Raw genomic sequence first — 16,705 nt, 5'->3', positions numbered from 1 at the left:
GAGAGCTCCAGACTCTCCGGCTGAACGAAGTCCTCCGAGCGGACCGGACGCCCGTTGCGCCGGGCGTTGTACTCGGCGGTGCGGTCGTGCCAGATCCCCGACAGGGGCTTTTCGTCCAGCAGAGCCTGGACACCATGGACCCCTGGCCAGTCCAACGGGCTGGCGACCAACCCCTCTTTGACGCCCTGGGACATCAAGTAGTGGAGCCGTTCGACCTGAGCGGCCTCTTCTTCACTGATCTCGCGGACCTTGTAGGGCTGTGGGAAGACGCACCCCTCCCATCCATAGAGACGGCAGATCTCCCGAGCGGCCTTGGAGGTGAAGTACTCCATGAAGTCGGAGAGAGCTTTCTGGGTTTCCGATCTCAGGAGCAAGTGAAAGTGGTTGCTCAAGAAGGCCGGATAGACCACGTCGACGGGGAATCGCTGAGCCGCACGGGCCAGCGCCCCGACGATGAGCTCGTTGAGAGCTTGAGAAGGTTTGAGTAGGAAGCGCCCCTGGAAGGTCTTCTGCGTGACCTCGACCAAGGTGCAATCGGGCGAAAGATACCGAGGTTGGTGACTCATAACACTTCTAAGGAAGCGAAATGGGTCCGCCATCGCTCATCTTTTTGGGAAAAAGTTGGTAGAGCGAGGCTGGAGGGGCCGGTAGGACTGTTCTGGGATGCCAAGAGAGCCGGCTTGGCGACTCGGTTAGTGCTTGGGCAGGACGCCTCATGCGATTCGGGTAGGGGGGCGCAGAACTGAGACTTCGCCGGGGCGCTTCTGGTCTTTGCTACCGGTGTAGTAGGCCAGTCTTGGACCTACCGAGGGGAGCTGACGGACTAGGTCGTACCCGAATCGTTGGAATCGTCGGGGGCCAGGCCCAGGTGGAGGAGGTGGGCGAGGATCTGCCGCCGGGCCAAGGGCGCCGCGAGAGGATCCAGATCCGGATAGACCTCCGGAAGAAGGGCGTCGAGGGTGGTGTGGCCCGCGGCGTGGGCTTGCTGGATTCGACGCTCGCGCTGACGGCGGTGCTTGAGGAGCTTGAGCAGCTGACGACGGCCGTCATGAAGGGGTGGACCGTGGGCCGGGAAGAGGACGAGGGGGTCGAGGTCGGCGATGGCCTGGAGGGACTCGAGGTAGTGGGCCATCTCGCCGTCCGGCGGGTCGATGACGATGGTGCCGAGGCCCGCGACCAGATCGCCGGCGAGGAGCGAGCCGGTCTGGGCGTCGAAGAAGCAGAGGTGCCCTGGAGCGTGGCCGGGAGTGTGGAGGACTCGGACCTCCATGGACGGCTCTCCCTGGAGGTGGTGAGTTTGGCCGGCTTCGAGGACGTCGTCGACGGTGATGCCGTGGGCGAGGAGCCGCTGGGCGGTGGCCGGGTGGGCGAGGACCGGTAGGCCGAAGGCTCGGCGGACGGTCGCCACGGCGCCGATGTGGTCCGGATGGTGGTGGGTGAGCCAGATGGCGCGAGGGGCCCGGCCCTGGAAGGCGGCTTCTTCGAGAGCTTCGAGGAGGGCCTCCTGCTGTTCGGGTAGGGAGGAGCCGGGGTCGACCAGGACCGTTTCGCCGTGACCGAGGAGGAAGGCGTTGGTGTGCGCCGCCGGAGGCAAGGTCGGGGTGATCAAGGGGAGGGTGATGACCCCGGGCCGAAACTCGAACCGGCGGAAGGATCCGAGGCGCTGACCGTCCGCGGAACGGAGCTGAGGAAGCCCTTCCTCCGGCCCGTGGGAGGCCAGCACGCGGAGGATGTGAAGAATGGGTGGGGCGGTGATCACCCGGCCGTGACGCCAGGCATCCAAGGCTTCCTGGGGGGTGATCCACTCACCGCTGACGAGCTCCCCGGGAAGGATCTCGGGTTGGAGCGGTGCCGAGCTCGGCCAGTGGAGGAGGAAGAAGCGGTTGTCGAAGCGCACCGGGGTTTGGGGAGGGGTCCGCCAGCGGCCGGCAAAGACCAGCTCTGTCGCCCGCGGCTGGACTCCCAGCCCTTGGAGTGCGGCGCTCAGAGAGCCGCCGTGGTCGAGGAGTTGGTGGCGGGCGGCGGAGAGGCCTTTGCGGAGGCGTTCGCCGAGCTTGGGGCCGAAGTCTGCTGTCGGCAGCACGCCGGTTTCCTCGAACAGCTCCCGCAAGGCTGCCGCGGCTAGTCCCGGCACCTGGTGCGGCCCGAAGCGGTCGCCCTCTTCGGAGGACATGGAAGGATTGCCGTCGAGCTCGGTAGCAGGATCTTCTGGATCCAGCGCGCCGCCGGGGAAGGCGTGCCAGCCGCCCATGAAGCGCAGCTGGGGGGAGCGCTGCACCCAAAACACCTGCAGCGCCTGGTCGGCCTGCCGGCGGCGCCAGAGCACTACCGAAGCGGAGTTTCGCAGCCGCCCGGCGGGCACCGCCGGTAGCCCGGCGCCGGCGAGCAGCTGCTCGTAGAGGCTGGCTTCGGTCAGGGGCTCGGATCCTACAGGGTTGTTCGTTCTCAGGCCTCAGCGAGTCCGCGAGGTCTCCGGTACGCTGTCCTGTCCAGCGCCGCCGACGGGAGTGCTGAGGAAGACCGCTGCATCTTCGACCCGGTTGCGCACACAGTCGAGGGTGCTGGAGCCGGAGGGGCAGCGCAGGTTCGCGACGCTCTCCCACCCGCTGCAGGATTCGGACAGCTCGGCGAGAATGGAACTCGAGCTGCCGGGGTTGAGCATGGCGGCGCTCAGAGCTTCGACGGTCAGCCTACCCGCTTTGGCGCGGCACAGATTCTGGGACAGGTCGACCCAATAGGCCGGGTCGTCTCCGCCACCGTGCTCATAGTGACAGAAGTGGTCGTACATGCGGATGTCGGCGGTGAGTACCAGCAGGTCTGCGACCTGTCGCCCAAGCTCCCAGGCCGCATCGGGGTAGCTGAAATCGAGAGCGAGAGCCTGCTGGGCGAGATCCGGGTCGATGGGCCCACCGCCGGCGATGGCCGGATCGAGGATGGCCCGACCCCAAAGATGGACTCCCTCGACCAGGGAGCCGAGGTCTTCGTGGCCGAGCATCGACCCGAGCCTCGAGGGCTGACAGATCCCGTCACAGATGGGGCCGCCCCAGGCGCCGACGTGGATCAGGTCGCAGCCGGTGCCGGGGTTGCCGCTGGGCTTGGTGTCGCGCCAGTTGCAGATGTCCTCGGTGGTGAAGCCGCCGGGACCGTAGTTGCAGGACTCGCCGGCGAAGCAATCCCCGGAGAAATAGCAGCTGCAGTTGGGCTTGTTGGGATCGACGTTGGAATGCCAGCCGGTGAAATCGCCGGCCTCGAAGCCGTCGGTGAAAACGCTGGCCGGGGGGCCGGCGAAGGCGCTGCCGGCGAGAACGCAGACCACCAGGGTGAGAAAGCCCAGGGTCCAGAGGGAGGTGGAGGAGCGGGGGCGGTTGAGGGTGGAGTGCAACGACATGAGAACCTCCTCTCGTTTCCCTCGCGGGAGGAGATGAGAGTTCTCCAGCGGGGAAGGCGATGGGGGAGCCCTCCCGGACGAGGCCGGGAGCGGCTCCGGGATGAATCCGACGCTCAGCGCCCGAGGACGCCGAGTAGCTTGCGCAGACCCTTCTTCTGCTTGGGCGCCGGCAGGCCCTCCGGCGGCGCCATGTTGGTGAGCACGGCGCTCAAGCGTTCCAGTGCCCAATCCAGCTCTTCCCGCGTGATGTTCAGGGGCGGAGCCAGCCGGATGACGTGTGTGTGGGTTTCCTTGCACAGGATTCCCTCCCGTTGCAGCGCCTCGCAGAAGCGCCGGGCGCCGCCGGCCTCGGGATGCAGCTCGATGCCGATCCACAGGCCGCGGCCGCGAATCTCCTTGATGTGGTCGCAGTCGAGCCCCTTGAGCTCCTTGATGGCGTACTCACCCAGCTCGGCGGAGTTCTCGATCATCTTCTCCTCCACCAACGCCTGCACCGCGGCGCGGGCGACGGCGGCGGCCACCGGGTTGCCGCCATAGGTGGAACCGTGATCGCCGGGTTTGAACACCCCCATGACCTCGTCGTCGGCGAGGATGGCAGAGACCGGGTAGAGGCCGCCGGAGAGGGCCTTGCCGATGATCACGATATCCGGCCGGATGTCTTCGTGTTCGAAGGAGAAGAGCTTGCCGGTGCGCCCCAGGCCGGCCTGGATCTCGTCTGCCAGGAGCAGCGCGTTGTGCTTCTTGGTCAGCTGACGGAGGGCTTTGAGGAAGCCCTTCGGCGGCACGATGATGCCGCCCTCGCCCTGGATCGGCTCCACCAGCACGGCGGCGACGTTGGAGCTCATGGCCTTGGAGACCGCGTCGGTGTCACCGTAGGGCAGGATCTTGAAGCCCGGCGTGAAGGGGCCGAAACCGCTCCGATACTGCTCCTCCGAGGAGAAGCCGACGATGGTGGTGGTGCGGCCGTGGAAGTTATTGTCGAAGACCAGGATCTCAGCCTGATCCTCCGGTACCCGCTTGACCGTGTAGGCCCATTTGCGCGCCGCCTTGATGGCGGTCTCCACCGCTTCGGCGCCGGTGTTCATGGGCAGTACCTTCTCGTAGCCGGTGAGGTCGCTGAGCTCCTTGTAGAACAAGCCTAGCTGGTCGTTGCGGAAAGCTCGGGAGGTCAGCGCCATGCGGCAGCTCTGCTCGATGAGCACTTTGAGCAGCTTCGGGTGGCAGTGTCCCTGGTTGACCGCCGAGTAAGCAGCCAGGCAGTCGAGGTATTTGTTGCCCTCGACATCCCAGACCCAACAGCCCTCACCGCGGGTGAGGACGACATCCAGGGGGTGGTAATTGTGCGCTCCGTAGCGGTCCTCCAGAGCGATGTATTCCGCGGTGGTCATAGCAGTAGTCATAGGGAAGGAATCCTCCGGGCCGCAGCTCGGTTCTCAATAATGAACGGAGTATGTCGTCCGTTCGGGCTTTTCTCGATTTTGGCGGACGGCACTCTTCAAACGGTGGTCATTTGCAGGCGATCAGCGGCTCCGGGCCGCACATACGACTGATCTGCTTTTACCATAAAGAGGCCCTGGGCGGAAGGGTGGGGCGCCGTGGGAGAGGGTAGGCTGGAGCGCTGACCCAAGAGACCGCCGGGCACGACCGGTGCAGCGGGAAGAGGAACAACGGCGTATAATCCCGCCGGGAGGATTTTGATGAGCGCAGAAGAGAAAAAGAGCACGACGGACGAACAACCCCAGCCTTCGACCATGGTGCGGCTGTGGCGCGAGTGGATCAAGCCGCTGCTGATCATCCTATTGGTGGTGGGCTCTTTCCGCTCCGTCTTTGCCGACTGGAACGACGTTCCCACCGGTTCCATGGTTCCGACCATTCTCGAAGGGGATCGTATCTTCGTCAACAAGCTGGCCTACAGCCTGCGCCTGCCCTTCACCACGGTGCATCTGGTGGCCTGGGACGATCCCCAGCGTGGAGACATCGTGGTCTTCTTCTCCCCCAGCGATCAGAAGCGCCTGGTCAAGCGTGTGGTGGGACTTCCCGGCGACGAGGTCTCGCTACGCAACAACCGCTTGGTGATCAACGGCGAGGTCGCCCGCTACCAATGGCTCGACGAGGAGGAGTTGGACGAAGCGGCGCGCAATCGCCAGCCTCAGGGTCGATTCTTCGAGGAAGCCATCGGTGGGATGGACCATCCGGTGGCCTTTTCCCCGTACCAGCCGGTGGAGCAGCGGGCACGAAACTTTGGCCCCATCAAAGTGCCGGAGGGGCAGTTCTTCGTCATGGGGGACAACCGCGACAATAGCCGCGACTCGCGCTTCTTCGGCACCGTGGAGCGTGACCGCATCGTCGGTCGGGCTGCCGCGGTGGCTTTCTCGCTGGACCGCAAAGAGGGTTTCCAGCCGCGCTGGAGCCGTTCCTTCCAAAAGCTCGAATAGGCGCCTCGACACCCGGGCGGATAGGATGGCCCCATGGCCGCCCGCCTGAAAGATTTGCCTGCTCTGTCCGGCCTTCCGGATCTTCTCGGAACTCTCGAAGACCACCCGCGGCTGGGGCCGCAGGTGGTCTTCCGTCATTCTCTGCCGGCCCACCCGGAGTCCCTCGAGCGCCTCGAGCCGCCGCTGCCGGAGGCGTTGGTGCGGGCGTTGGCCGCGGGCGGCGTGGAGGAGCTGTGGAGCCACCAAGCGCAAGGGCTGAAGGCGGCCCGGGCCGGTGAGGACGTGCTCATCACCACTCCCACGGCTTCCGGCAAGAGCCTGGTCTTTCAGCTGCCGGTGCTCGAAGAGATTCTCGCCGGTGGTGATGGCACGGCTCTCTTTCTCTTTCCTCTCAAGGCCTTAGGGCAGGACCAAAAGGGCAAGCTGGAAGCTCTGGCCCAGGCTGCGGGCATCGGCGAACCGGTGGCAGCGATCTACGACGGGGATACGCCGAATCCTGAGCGCCGCCGGATCCGGGCCCAGCCGCCGCCGGTCCTGATCACCAATCCCGACATGCTGCACCTGGGCATCCTCGCCCACTGGCAGAGCTGGGCGCCTTTCCTCCGGCGCCTGCGCTGGGTGGTGCTCGACGAGCTTCACACCTACCGGGGGATTTTCGGCAGTCATTTTCATCACGTCTTGCAGCGGCTGCTGCGGCTGGCCCATAAGGAGGGGGCGCGGCCGGCGTTCATCGCTTCCTCCGCCACCGTCGCCAATGCCGACGACTTCGCCCACCGGCTGACGGGCCGCCGATGTGCCGTCGTGGAGACCTCCGGAGCACCGCGTCAGGGTCGACACCTGCTGCTGCTGCGCCCCGAGACCAGTGCCTACACCAGTGCTCTGGATCTGCTGGTGAGCTTCCTCGACGACGGCCTCAAGACCATCGTCTTCACCAAGGCTCGGCGGGTAACGGAGCTGCTGTATTCATGGCTGCGCCGGCGACGGCCGGAGCTAGGCCGGCGGGTGGCGAGCTATCGCGCGGGATTCTTGGCGGAGGAACGCCGGGATATCGAGCGTCAGCTCTTCGAAGGCGAGCTGGACGGCGTGATTTCCACCTCCGCCCTGGAGATGGGTATCGACATCGGAGGTCTGGACGCCTGCGTCTTGGTCGGCTACCCCGGCAGCGTCATGGCCACCTGGCAGCGCTCGGGGCGGGTGGGGCGCGCTGGCCGAGAGTCGGTGACCGCCCTGGTGGCCATGCCCGATGCCCTGGATCAATATTTCCTCGATCATCCCGACGAGCTGCTGCAGCGGCCCTGTGAACGGCTCATCGTCGACGCCGCCAATCCTCAGGTCGCCGCCGGGCATCTGGTCTGCGCTGCCGCCGAGAGTGCTCTCGACCGGGATCGGGACGGGGATCTCCTGGAACGTCACGGTGCCGTCGTCGAGAGCTTGGTGGAGGAAGGAGAGCTGCTGGAATCCGCCGATGGTCGGGAGCTCTTCGCCCGTCGCCGGCGACCCCACCGGCGAGTCCAGCTGCGCGGATCCGGCCAACCCTGCCGAGTCCGCCGGGGAGCCGGAGGTCCGGTGATCGGCACGGTGGACGGCGCCCGGGCCCTGCGGGAGGCCCATCCCGGGGCGATCTACCTGCACCGGGGGCGTCAGTATCGGATCACCGAGCTCGACCTGGAGGCCGGCGAGGCGCTGGCGGAGATCGCCGATGTAGAGCACTTCACCACTCCACTGACCGAAAAGGAAACGACCATCCTCGAGGTGCTGAAACAGCGGTCCGATGGCCCCCTCCACGCCTGGTGCGGGCGGCTGCGGGTCACCGAGCGGGTGGTGGGTTTTGAGCGCAAGAGCCTCCAGGGGCAGGAGGTCTTGGGGCGGGAGGAGCTGGACCTGCCGGCGATGGAGTTCGAGACCGTGGGGCTGTGGTGGTCCGCCGGCCGCGACGTGGAGCGGACGCTGGAGGAGAAGGGAGAGCAGCTCATGGGCTCTCTACACGCTGCCGAGCACGCTGCCATCGCCCTGCTGCCGACCTTGGCCCTGTGTGACCGTGGAGACCTGGGAGGAATTTCCCAGCCCTACCACCCTCAGGTGGGGACCGGCACGGTTTTCATCTACGACGGCCACGCCGGCGGTGCCGGTATCACCGCCGGCATCTTCGACCAGCTGGCAGATCTGTTGCGCCGGGTACGGGAGCTCTTGGAAGCCTGCCCCTGCGAGGATGGCTGCCCTTCCTGCGTCCAGAGCCCGAAATGCGGCAACGGCAACCGGCCGCTGGACAAGAGCGGCGCGGCGCGGCTGCTACGGGTGCTGTTGGCGGAGGAGGAGCCAGTAGTCCCTCCGGTGGCGGCCCCGGAGCTACGCTTAGATGCCCTTCCCAGGGAATCGGTGCGCGAGGAGGGCTCGAGGGAGCCTGACGTGGACGACTCCAATCTCCACTATTCGGGTAGGGAGGCGTCCCAAGAGAGGTCCGGAGGGGGGGCAGGAGTGGGCTTCAGCGATTCGGGTAGGCCCTCGTCGGGAAGCCTTGAGGATGTGGCCAACTATTCGGGTAGGGGGCCGTCCGTCGGGAGTGCTTTGGAGGGTTCTCAGGTCCCGATCAGCGGCTCGGGGTGGGGGGCGTCGGAGGCTGCTGCGAAGGATGTCAGCGATTCGGGTAGGCCCTCGTCGGAGAAGCCCTCGTCGAAGAAGGCTCCGACGAAGAAGGGAGGGAGCCGCCGGCGGTCGAAGAAGGTGGAGACCACCGTGCTCTTCGATCTCGAGACTCTACGCTCCGCCGACGAGGTGGGGGGATGGCACAGGGCCTACCGCATGGGGGTGGCGGTGGGGGTGGTGTGCTTCATGGAGGAGAATCGTTTCGAGGTCTACGAGGAGGCGGAGGTGCCGGATCTGGTCCAGGCGTTGAAGGCGGCGGACCTGGTGGTGGGATTCAATATCAAGGGCTTCGACTATCAGGTACTCAACGGCTACACCGGGGAGGATTACCGCCGGACGCTACCGACCCTGGATCTCTTGGAAGACGTTCACCGCAGCCTCGGTCATCGGCTGAGCATGGATCACTTGGCAGGGGAGACCCTGGGAGTGGGGAAGTCGGCGGATGGGCTGCAGAGCCTGGAGTGGGTTCGCCAAGGGCGGCTGGATCTGGTGCGGGATTATTGCCGTCGGGACGTGGAGATCCTGCGGGACCTTTATCTCTTCGGGCGCCGGGAGGGCTATCTGCTGTACAAGCCCCGGGGCGCCGACGCGGCGCGTCGGCTGATCGTGGACTGGTGAGGGACGAGGGGGGACGAGGATGGAGCCGCGGTTTGGGTCAGAGGTTCTCCACCACGTCCATCAGCTGTTTGTGGTCGAAGGGCTTCTTGATGTAGGCGGTGGCGCCGGCATCCATGGCCCGCTGGGTGTCCTCCTCCTTGCCCTCGGTACTGATGATCACCACCGGAAGCTCTGCCAGGGCCTGGTCTTTGCGCACGGTCTCCAGGAATTCGAGACCGTTCATGTGGGGCATGTTGATGTCGAGCAGGACGAGGTTGACGTCGGGATGCTGGCTGAGCATCTGGAGGCCTTCGCGCCCGTCCAGCGCATGCACCACTTCGTATTGGCGCAGCATTACATTGAACATTTTGTGGATCAGCTTGGAGTCGTCGATGACGAGGAACTTCTTCCGGGACACGGTCAACCTCCGTTGGACTCTGGCTCGGGTTGTGCCCGCACGGGCCTTGGGGGCTTGGCTCCAGGGGGGCTCGGCCCGCCGGGGCTGGTCTCGTGGCTGTGGGGCCTTGGGAGCCACCTGAGCTGGGTTCGACGCAAGAGTAGCCTAAGGCTCGCGCTGCGCGCAACCTCCCATGTCTTCGGGAAGGTCGGGCCTCGAGGGGTTTTTCGCTACCCTCGGGGAGGGGGGCGAGATCGGTGGGGGAGGGCGACCTGCCCGCGCTCTCGACCCCATGCTCTTGACAATGCCGGGCGGCGGAGTGACACTTCGAGTCCCGTTGTCGTGAACAGTATTCGCAGGAAAACTGCGATTCCAAGAGGGTGACCCGTCACGGGTAGGGGCCCCGGAGCCGGCCATGGACTCTGAATTTCAAGAGCTGTTTGAAGATTTCGTCCTCGAGGCCAGGGAACGCCTGGACTCGGTGGAAGAGCTACTGCTGGGCTTGGCTGCCCGGCCGCGGCCGGACCGCGAGAGTGCCGTTCATCGAGCCAAACGGGATCTCCATACCTTGAAGGGCAACTCGGGCATGATGGGCCTGAGTGAGATGCAGGAGCTGGCCCACGAGATGGAGGACCAGCTGGAGGCGGTGGATCTGGGCCAGCCCCGGGTGCCGGAGCTGCTCGCCGGCGTCGATACCTTCCGCCGCCTGCTGCGCCGGCTGACCCAGGGCGACGACGAGGCGGCGGAGGAGGCAGGCCAGGATCTGCTGGGGGAAGCGAGCCAAGAGCTGGCCCTGGGGGGCGTCCGAGTGCCCTTCGGCGAGCTCGACGCTCTGGTAGAGCTGCAGGCGGAGGTGTTGCTCTACCGCAACCGGCTGCTGGATTCGCTGCACCGCCTCAAGGACACCCTGCCGGAAGAGGTGCGGGTGATCTCCGACGCCTGGGACGAGGTCGCGGCGGTGCATCAATCGCTGGAGAAGACCCTGGACTTCGCTCAAGAGCGGGTACTCAAGCTCCGCATGGTGCCGCTGCAATCGCTCTTCCGGCACCTCAACCGCATCGTCCACGACGAGGCGGTGCGCGAGGGCAAGTCTGTGAGCTTCGAGACCTCCGGCGGCAATACCCCCCTGGACAAGGCGCTGCTGGAGCTGGCGAGTGAGGCTCTGGGGCATCTGGTGCGCAACGCGGTGAATCACGGGGTCGAGACTCCGGAGGAGCGCGAGGCGGCGGGCAAGCCGGCCAGCGGCCGCATCGATCTATCGGCCTCGGTGGAGGGCCAGGAGGTGCTCATCGAGGTTGCCGACGACGGCGCTGGCATCGATCCCGAAGTGCTCGACCGCCAAGCCTCGGAGCGCGGTCTGGGGGGCCAGGTGGAGCGGGGACCTTACGATCTGATCTTCCAGGCTGGTTTTTCCACCCGCGGGGGCACCGACCTTTCCGCCGGCCGCGGCATCGGCCTCGCCGCCGTGGCGGAGGCGGTGGAGCGCAACGGCGGGCGCGTGGAGGTCGGGTCGGAGGTGGGCAAGGGAACGCGTTTCCTGCTCCGGCTGCCTCTTTCCGTTTCCATCACCCGGGCGCTGCTGGTGGGGATCGGCGGTGAGGAGTACGCGCTGCCGCTGGGAGCGGTGGTGGAGAGCCTGTACTTCGATCCCGACGATCGCCAGGACCTGCATCACTCCAATTTGCTGCGCTGGCGGGGTCAGGTGATTCCGCTGCTGGATCTGGCCAACCTCTTCGGAGTTCCGAGCACCAACGGTAGCGGGAGCCCCGGGCAGTCCAAGAACCCTGGTGGCGACACTGGCGAGGCATCGGACGACCAGCCCGCGGCGGAATCGTCCACGGCGGCGGTGGCGACCCGGCGCTCGGTGGTGGTTCTGGAGGCCTTCGGGCAGCACCGGGGGGTGCTGGTGGACCGCCTCAGCGGCATCCGGGACATCGTGGTCAAGGGCCTGGACGAGCTGGTGGGCAACCCCTTGGGCATCGCCGGCTCCACGATCCTCGGTGACGGCCGGGTGGTGATGATTTTGGATCCGGCGGTGTTGGCGGCGCGGGACGAGGGGATCGTCTCGTGAGCCCGGCTTCTGGCGCGGCTGCGGCGGTCGCTCGCCCCCGGCGTTGGCTGCCCGTGCTGTTGGGAGAGGAGCGCTTCGGCGTGCTGCTGGAGGCGGTGGAATCCATCGCCTCGGCGGCTCGGATGGAGGTTGACGAGGAAGCTCCCGAGGCCGTTTGTGGGATCCTATCGGAGGGGGGGCGCCGGGTGCCGGTGCTGGATCTGCGGCAGCGTTTGGCCACGGCCCCTGCAGTGCCCCGGAGAGCGCCCCTTGCAGAGACTGACGGAGAATCCTCCGGCGAAGATCCCCGCCCGAGGCCCGGACGGCTCCAGGACCCCGGACGGGTCGTGCTGGTGCAATCCCGGGGACACCGCCTGGGGCTGTGGGTGGATCGGGTGGAGAGCCCGCTGTGGCTCCAGCCGCGGCAGCTGCGGCGTTTGCCTCCGTTGGTTCTGAGCGCCGGCTGCGAGCATCTGGCAGGGTTGGGGGTCGAATCCGAAGGATGGTTGATCTTGTTGGACGTAGACCAGCTGTTGACCCAGCGGCTAGGGTCGGCCTCGGAGCCGGCCTCGACTCCGGAAGATGCGGTGACTGAGGACTCAGGATCTCAGGATTCAAAGTCTTAGGATTCAGGATCTGAGGATAGACGACCTAGTGATTGAGGATGGGAGTTGACAGATCGATGGAAGAACCTATGACCGGTAGCGCTTCGGAAGCCACCTGGGATGAGTGCATCCAGCTCCTGGATCAACTCCCGTCCATGCCCTTGGAGCAGCGAGTGGAGGCCATCACCCGGCTGATCCGCAACCCCAGCCCGGGCATCCGCAGCCGCGCCCTGCGCATGGGGGCGGCGGCCCTCTCCGACGACGTTCTGACCTCGTATCTGCGCGACGACGCCGACGGCGTGCTGCGCAACGCCGGGCTGGAGATGCTCAAGATGCGTGGCAGCCGCGGCTTCACCCTGGCGGTGGAGCTGCTGCGGGATCCCGACGACGACGTGGTGCTGCAGGCAGTGCTGGTGCTCGACCACCTCAAGGATCCGCGGGCTCTGGAGCCTCTGCGAGCTCAGCTGCGGCACAGCGATCCCAACGTCGTGCAGGCGGTGATCGTCGCCATTGGGCACCTCGGGGACGCTCGCACCATTCCCGACATGTTGCCGTTCTTGGAAGGCGATTCGTGGTTGCAGGTGGCGGCGGTGGAGGCCCTGGGGGATATTCGCTCGCCGGTGGCGGTGCCGCATCTGGCCAAGCTGCTGACGGACTTGATGATGGGACCCCTGGCGGCGGAAGCCCTGGCGCGCATCGGCGGCTTCGACGCCTTCAAACGGCTGGCGGAGCATTGGCTGCGCTTCGAGCAGGACCTGGACGCGGAGACCATGCTCGGGCTCTTGGCTCACGTTCTCGAGGGCTTGCCCCGCTTCCCGCCGGACGTGGCGGGCCTGCGGGGCAGCCTGTCCCTCTACCTCCACGACACCGGCGCGGTGCGGGTTCCGGCGGCGCGGGCGCTGCTGGCCCTGGGGCCCGGAGAGCAGGACGACGAAGCTTTGGACCTGCTGGTGGACGCGCACCTCGAGCCGCTGCTCTTGCCCACCTGCCTGTCGCAACGCAAGGACCTCATCGCCAAGCTCTTGCACGCGGAGGACCAGCGGCGGGCTTGGGGGCTGCTGCTGGCGGGGCGGTTTCCCCAGGACACGCCGGTAGACATCCTGGTAGAGGCTCTGCACAAGCCCATGGACGCCGGTTGGTTGGAACTGGTCGTGGGGACCCTGTCGAAGGTTCAGCATCGCGACGTGGCGGAAGCTCTGCTGGCCCTCTACCGGTCCCTGCCGGTGAGCTCCCGGGCTTCCCTGGCGCCGGTGCTGAGCTCCCACAAGGAAGCGCTCCGGGAGTTGATCGACGGCCAGGAGGGGCTGCGGGAGAGCACGCAGATCGTCCTCGCCGCTCTCCTCGGCCGCGATCCCGAGACCACCGCCGCAGCGATTCAGGAGCTGGACCACCAGGACCGGCTGGCGGCTCTGGCGCAGTTGACGGACCAGTCCAAGGTGATGGGGATCTTGCCCTGGGAGAGCTGGCTCGAGGAGGCGCCGGCGGACTACGGCCCGCTGGCGGCGGAGGTGGCGGTGGAGTCGGGGCAGCGGCAGCTGGTGCCGGCGCTGCGGGAGCTCCTCGGCGAGCACACCAGCCCGGCCTTGATTCGGGCCATGGGGGAGCTCGGCGACCGCCAGAGCGTGGACAAGCTTCTGGTGCTACTCGAAGAGGATAGCTCCTACCGGCCGCTGGTGCTGGAAAGCCTGGGGCGCATCGGCGGTCCACGGGTGCGGGAAGCCCTGCGGGAGGTGGCGGAGGGAGATGAGGAAGGGGTGGCGCGCATCGCCTACAAGGCGCTGTCGCTGTGCGCCACCACCGAGGACGACGGCTTCTTCCGCGAGGCCGTCGCCCATCACGATTGGTACGTACGGCTGGCCTGTGCCGAGGTGCTGGGACGCTTCCAGCGACCCAAGAATCTGGCCGCTCTGGTGCAGCTGGCCTCGGACCCGGTGACCATCGTGGCGCAGCGCGCGATGGCTTTGTTGGAGCCGGAGGGTGATCCTAGGTGATCCATGAGATCGCGCTGATGACGCGCGAGGAGCAAGCCCTGCTCAACGAGATTCTGTCGCGAGAGTTCGGACTCCATTTTCCCAACGGCAAGCGTCAGATTCTACAATCCCGCCTCGAGCCGCGGCTTCGGGAGCTACGCCTCAAGCGATTCCTGGACTACTATCTGCGGCTGCATTGCGATCTGGAGGGGGAGCGGGAGCAGTTGGTTCGGCGGGTGACCAACAACGAGACCTATTTTTTCCGCGAGAAGGCCCAATTCGAGGCCCTCTTCGATCTCGCCCTGGATCATCTGCGCACTTCGCCGGCCCAGGCCGGCCGGCTGCGGATTCTCTCCGCCGGTTGCTCGTCCGGGGAGGAGGCCTACACCCTGGGCATCTACGCTCGCCAGCATCGCTTCCGGCTGGGTTCCACGGAGGTTCGGGTGGACGCCTTCGACATCGACAAGGAGCGGCTGGATCTGGCCCGGGGCGGGGAGTACAGCCCGCGTTCGCTGCGGGCACTGGATCCTCAGCGGGCCGGTCATTATTTTCGCAACCCGCACGAGGAACGCTTCGTATTGAAAGAGCCGTTCCGCGAGGGAGTGAGCTTTCGCCATGGCAATATCGTGGATCCCGATTCCTTCGTCCCCGCGGGCTCCTACGACGCTCTGTTCTGCCGCAACGTGCTGATCTACTTCTCTGAAGAGGCGACCCACCGGGCGATTGAGAATTTCGCCCGCGCTCTGCGTCCCGGCGGTCTACTCTTCCTCGGCCACTCCGAATCCATCATCGGCATGACTCCACGCTTCGAGACCGTGCGCCTGGGGCGCTGCATCGCCTACCGGAGGACGCTGCGATGAGCGACCGGGGCGGAGGCGACGACCAGGCTTCCGGCGAATCGGGGACCAGCAAGCGGCCAACCAAGGGCCAGCCAGTCAAGGGCCAGGCCGTCAAGGGCCAGATATCGGACGGAGAGCCCATGCGGGTGGTGGTAGTGGACGATTCCAGCTTCGTCCGCCGCGCCATCACGCGCATGCTCGAGAACGACGACCGCATCGAGATCGTCGGTCAGGCGGCCACCGGTGAGGAGCTCATCACCCGGTTGGAGGAGTGGAATCCCGACGCCATCACCCTCGATCTCTCCATGCCCGGCATGGGCGGCCTGCAGACCCTCGACCACATCATGGCGCACCGGCCGACGCCGGTGATCATCCTCTCCACCCACTCCGCCAAGGACGCCCCCCTGACCATCGAGGCGTTGCATCGGGGCGCCACTGACTTCATCGATAAACAGCAATATTCGCTGGTGGATTTCGAGGCGTTGCGCAGTGTGATCGTGCAGAAGCTGCTGCATCTGCGCGGCATCACACCGCTGTCGGTGGCCGGGGAGCCAGCGGCCGAGGAGCAAAAGGCCAGGGCTCCCGTCGCCGAGACACGGAGCGCGCCGCCGGCGCCGCGCAAGAGGAAGCCCGCCCCCAGAGCTCCCCGGCGGCCCCCGCCGCCGGAGATCACCGCCGGCCGCTTCGACCTCCTGCTGGTGGGGGCCTCCACCGGCGGTCCGCCCACCATCCAGCGGTTGTTGGAAGACCTGGGGCCGGACTTTCCGCTGCCGGTGGTCATCGTCCAGCACATGCCCAAGGGATTCACCAGCGCCTTTGCGGAGCGTCTCAACGCCCACCTGCCGCTGCACGTGCGCGAAGCCTCCGACGGCGAGGCGCTACGGCCGGCGACGGTCTACATCGCCCCCGCGGGACTGCATCTGAAGTTTCGCCGCCGGGGTGGCGAGGTGTTGGCGGTACTCGATCCGGAACCGGCGAAGCTAGCCCACCGGCCGTCGGTGGACGTCATGCTGGCCTCCGCCGCTCAGAATCTGGGGCGTCGGTGCCTGGCGGTGCTGCTCACCGGGATGGGGAGCGACGGCGCCGCCGGCATGCTGCGGGTGCGCGACGCCGGCGGCTATACCGTGGGGCAGGACGCAGCTTCCTGCGTGGTCTACGGCATGCCCCGGGCTGCCGCCAATCTCAACGCGCTGGTGGAGGAGGTGGGCCTGGACGCCCTGGGCATCCGCCTGCGCACACTATTGAAGGATGCGGGCTGAAGGCTGTGGCTTCAGGCTGGGAGTTGCAGGCTGGGGGTTTCAGGATGGGAGCCGAAGGATGCGCCGCCGGCCCCGCCCTGATAGCCTGACGGGGTTTGAGCTTTAAGATCCAGGTCTCGGGATAGTAGAGCGATGAGGCCGAATTCAGCGTACCGTTGACGAGGAGCATTCATCATGGCCGATGAAGAATCCAAGCAGGAATCCGAGAGCGGCAAGGCTCCGGCGAAGGAGAAGGCTCCCGAGAAGAAGACTCCGGAGAAGAAGCCCTCCCGGCGATCCAAGCCGCGCAGCACTTCCAAGGCTCGCGCTTCCAAGAGCCAGGACTCCAAGAGCCAGGCTTCCAAAAGCCAGGCTTCCAAAAGCAAGAGCTCTCCGAAGAAGAGTGCCTCCGAGGATTCTCAGCCCAGCTCCGACCCCAAAGGTGCGGAGAAGGGCCGGTCCGCCGCCGGCTATCAGGATCCCTTCGCCGGCGGAGCGGCAGCCTTGTTCGAATACGCCGAGCAGCTCGAGGCCTCCGGTGAG

The 16,705-nt window shown here is 66.5% G+C and carries 13 protein-coding genes; 8 read left to right on the top strand and 5 right to left on the bottom strand.

Annotation, left to right across the window (positions count from 1 at the left end):
* The 4 genes from SX243_19245 to rocD all read right to left on the bottom strand — a co-directional run.
* Positions 1–527, bottom strand: a 527-nt coding sequence (locus SX243_19245; protein MDY7095117.1) for a hypothetical protein, incomplete at its 3' end; no start/stop codon positions are given.
* Positions 528–823: 296 nt separating this feature from the next.
* Complete coding sequence (locus SX243_19240; protein MDY7095116.1) at positions 824–2,362, bottom strand: MBL fold metallo-hydrolase; 1,539 nt, start codon at positions 2,360–2,362, stop codon at positions 824–826.
* Between the two features lie 90 nt (positions 2,363–2,452).
* Entirely contained in the window at positions 2,453–3,388 is a 936-nt protein-coding gene (locus tag SX243_19235) for a hypothetical protein (GenBank protein MDY7095115.1), read from the bottom strand.
* Between the two features lie 113 nt (positions 3,389–3,501).
* Positions 3,502–4,776 carry an ornithine--oxo-acid transaminase gene (rocD, locus tag SX243_19230; GenBank protein MDY7095114.1) on the bottom strand — a complete coding sequence of 425 codons (1,275 nt, stop codon included), beginning with the start codon at positions 4,774–4,776 and terminating at the stop codon, positions 3,502–3,504.
* A 309-nt stretch (positions 4,777–5,085) separates the two neighbouring features.
* On the opposite strand from rocD, the gene lepB reads away from it, so the two are divergent.
* Together lepB and SX243_19220 are read left to right on the top strand one after the other, a co-directional pair.
* The gene (lepB, locus tag SX243_19225) at positions 5,086–5,823 is read left to right on the top strand and encodes a signal peptidase I (GenBank protein ID MDY7095113.1); all 738 of its coding nucleotides are present in this window, start codon (positions 5,086–5,088) and stop codon (positions 5,821–5,823) included.
* Positions 5,824–5,856: 33 nt separating this feature from the next.
* Positions 5,857–9,084 (top strand): DEAD/DEAH box helicase, encoded by a 3,228-nt coding sequence (locus SX243_19220; protein MDY7095112.1) that lies wholly within the window; start codon positions 5,857–5,859, stop codon positions 9,082–9,084.
* Positions 9,085–9,121: 37 nt separating this feature from the next.
* Here the strand turns inward: SX243_19220 and SX243_19215 are convergent, their stop codons facing one another.
* Positions 9,122–9,481 (bottom strand): response regulator, encoded by a 360-nt coding sequence (locus tag SX243_19215; protein MDY7095111.1) that lies wholly within the window; start codon positions 9,479–9,481, stop codon positions 9,122–9,124.
* 394 nt (positions 9,482–9,875) lie between these two features.
* Between SX243_19215 and SX243_19210 the strand changes: the two genes are divergently transcribed.
* From SX243_19210 to SX243_19185, 6 genes are all read left to right on the top strand, one after another.
* Positions 9,876–11,531 (top strand): chemotaxis protein CheW, encoded by a 1,656-nt coding sequence (locus SX243_19210; protein MDY7095110.1) that lies wholly within the window; start codon positions 9,876–9,878, stop codon positions 11,529–11,531.
* Positions 11,528–12,136 carry a chemotaxis protein CheW gene (locus SX243_19205; GenBank protein ID MDY7095109.1) on the top strand — a complete coding sequence of 203 codons (609 nt, stop codon included), beginning with the start codon at positions 11,528–11,530 and terminating at the stop codon, positions 12,134–12,136. Before SX243_19210 ends, SX243_19205 begins: the two co-directional genes overlap by 4 nt.
* A gap of 68 nt (positions 12,137–12,204) precedes the next feature.
* Complete coding sequence (locus SX243_19200; GenBank protein ID MDY7095108.1) at positions 12,205–14,106, top strand: HEAT repeat domain-containing protein; 1,902 nt, start codon at positions 12,205–12,207, stop codon at positions 14,104–14,106.
* On the top strand, positions 14,103–14,945 hold the full coding sequence (locus SX243_19195) for a protein-glutamate O-methyltransferase CheR (GenBank protein MDY7095107.1): 843 nt from the start codon (positions 14,103–14,105) through the stop codon (positions 14,943–14,945). The genes SX243_19200 and SX243_19195 overlap by 4 nt, the downstream gene beginning before the upstream one ends.
* Positions 14,942–16,183, top strand: a complete 1,242-nt coding sequence (cheB, locus tag SX243_19190; protein MDY7095106.1) for a chemotaxis-specific protein-glutamate methyltransferase CheB — start codon at positions 14,942–14,944, stop codon at positions 16,181–16,183. The genes SX243_19195 and cheB overlap by 4 nt, the downstream gene beginning before the upstream one ends.
* Positions 16,184–16,357: 174 nt before the next feature.
* The coding region (locus tag SX243_19185; protein ID MDY7095105.1) for a hypothetical protein at positions 16,358–16,705 on the top strand (348 nt) is incomplete at its 3' end.

The organism is Acidobacteriota bacterium (assembly GCA_034211275.1).
In the GTDB taxonomy this organism is placed as follows: Bacteria; Acidobacteriota; Thermoanaerobaculia; order Multivoradales; family JAHZIX01; genus JAGQSE01.
This window is presented reverse-complemented; position numbering and strand designations above follow the sequence as displayed.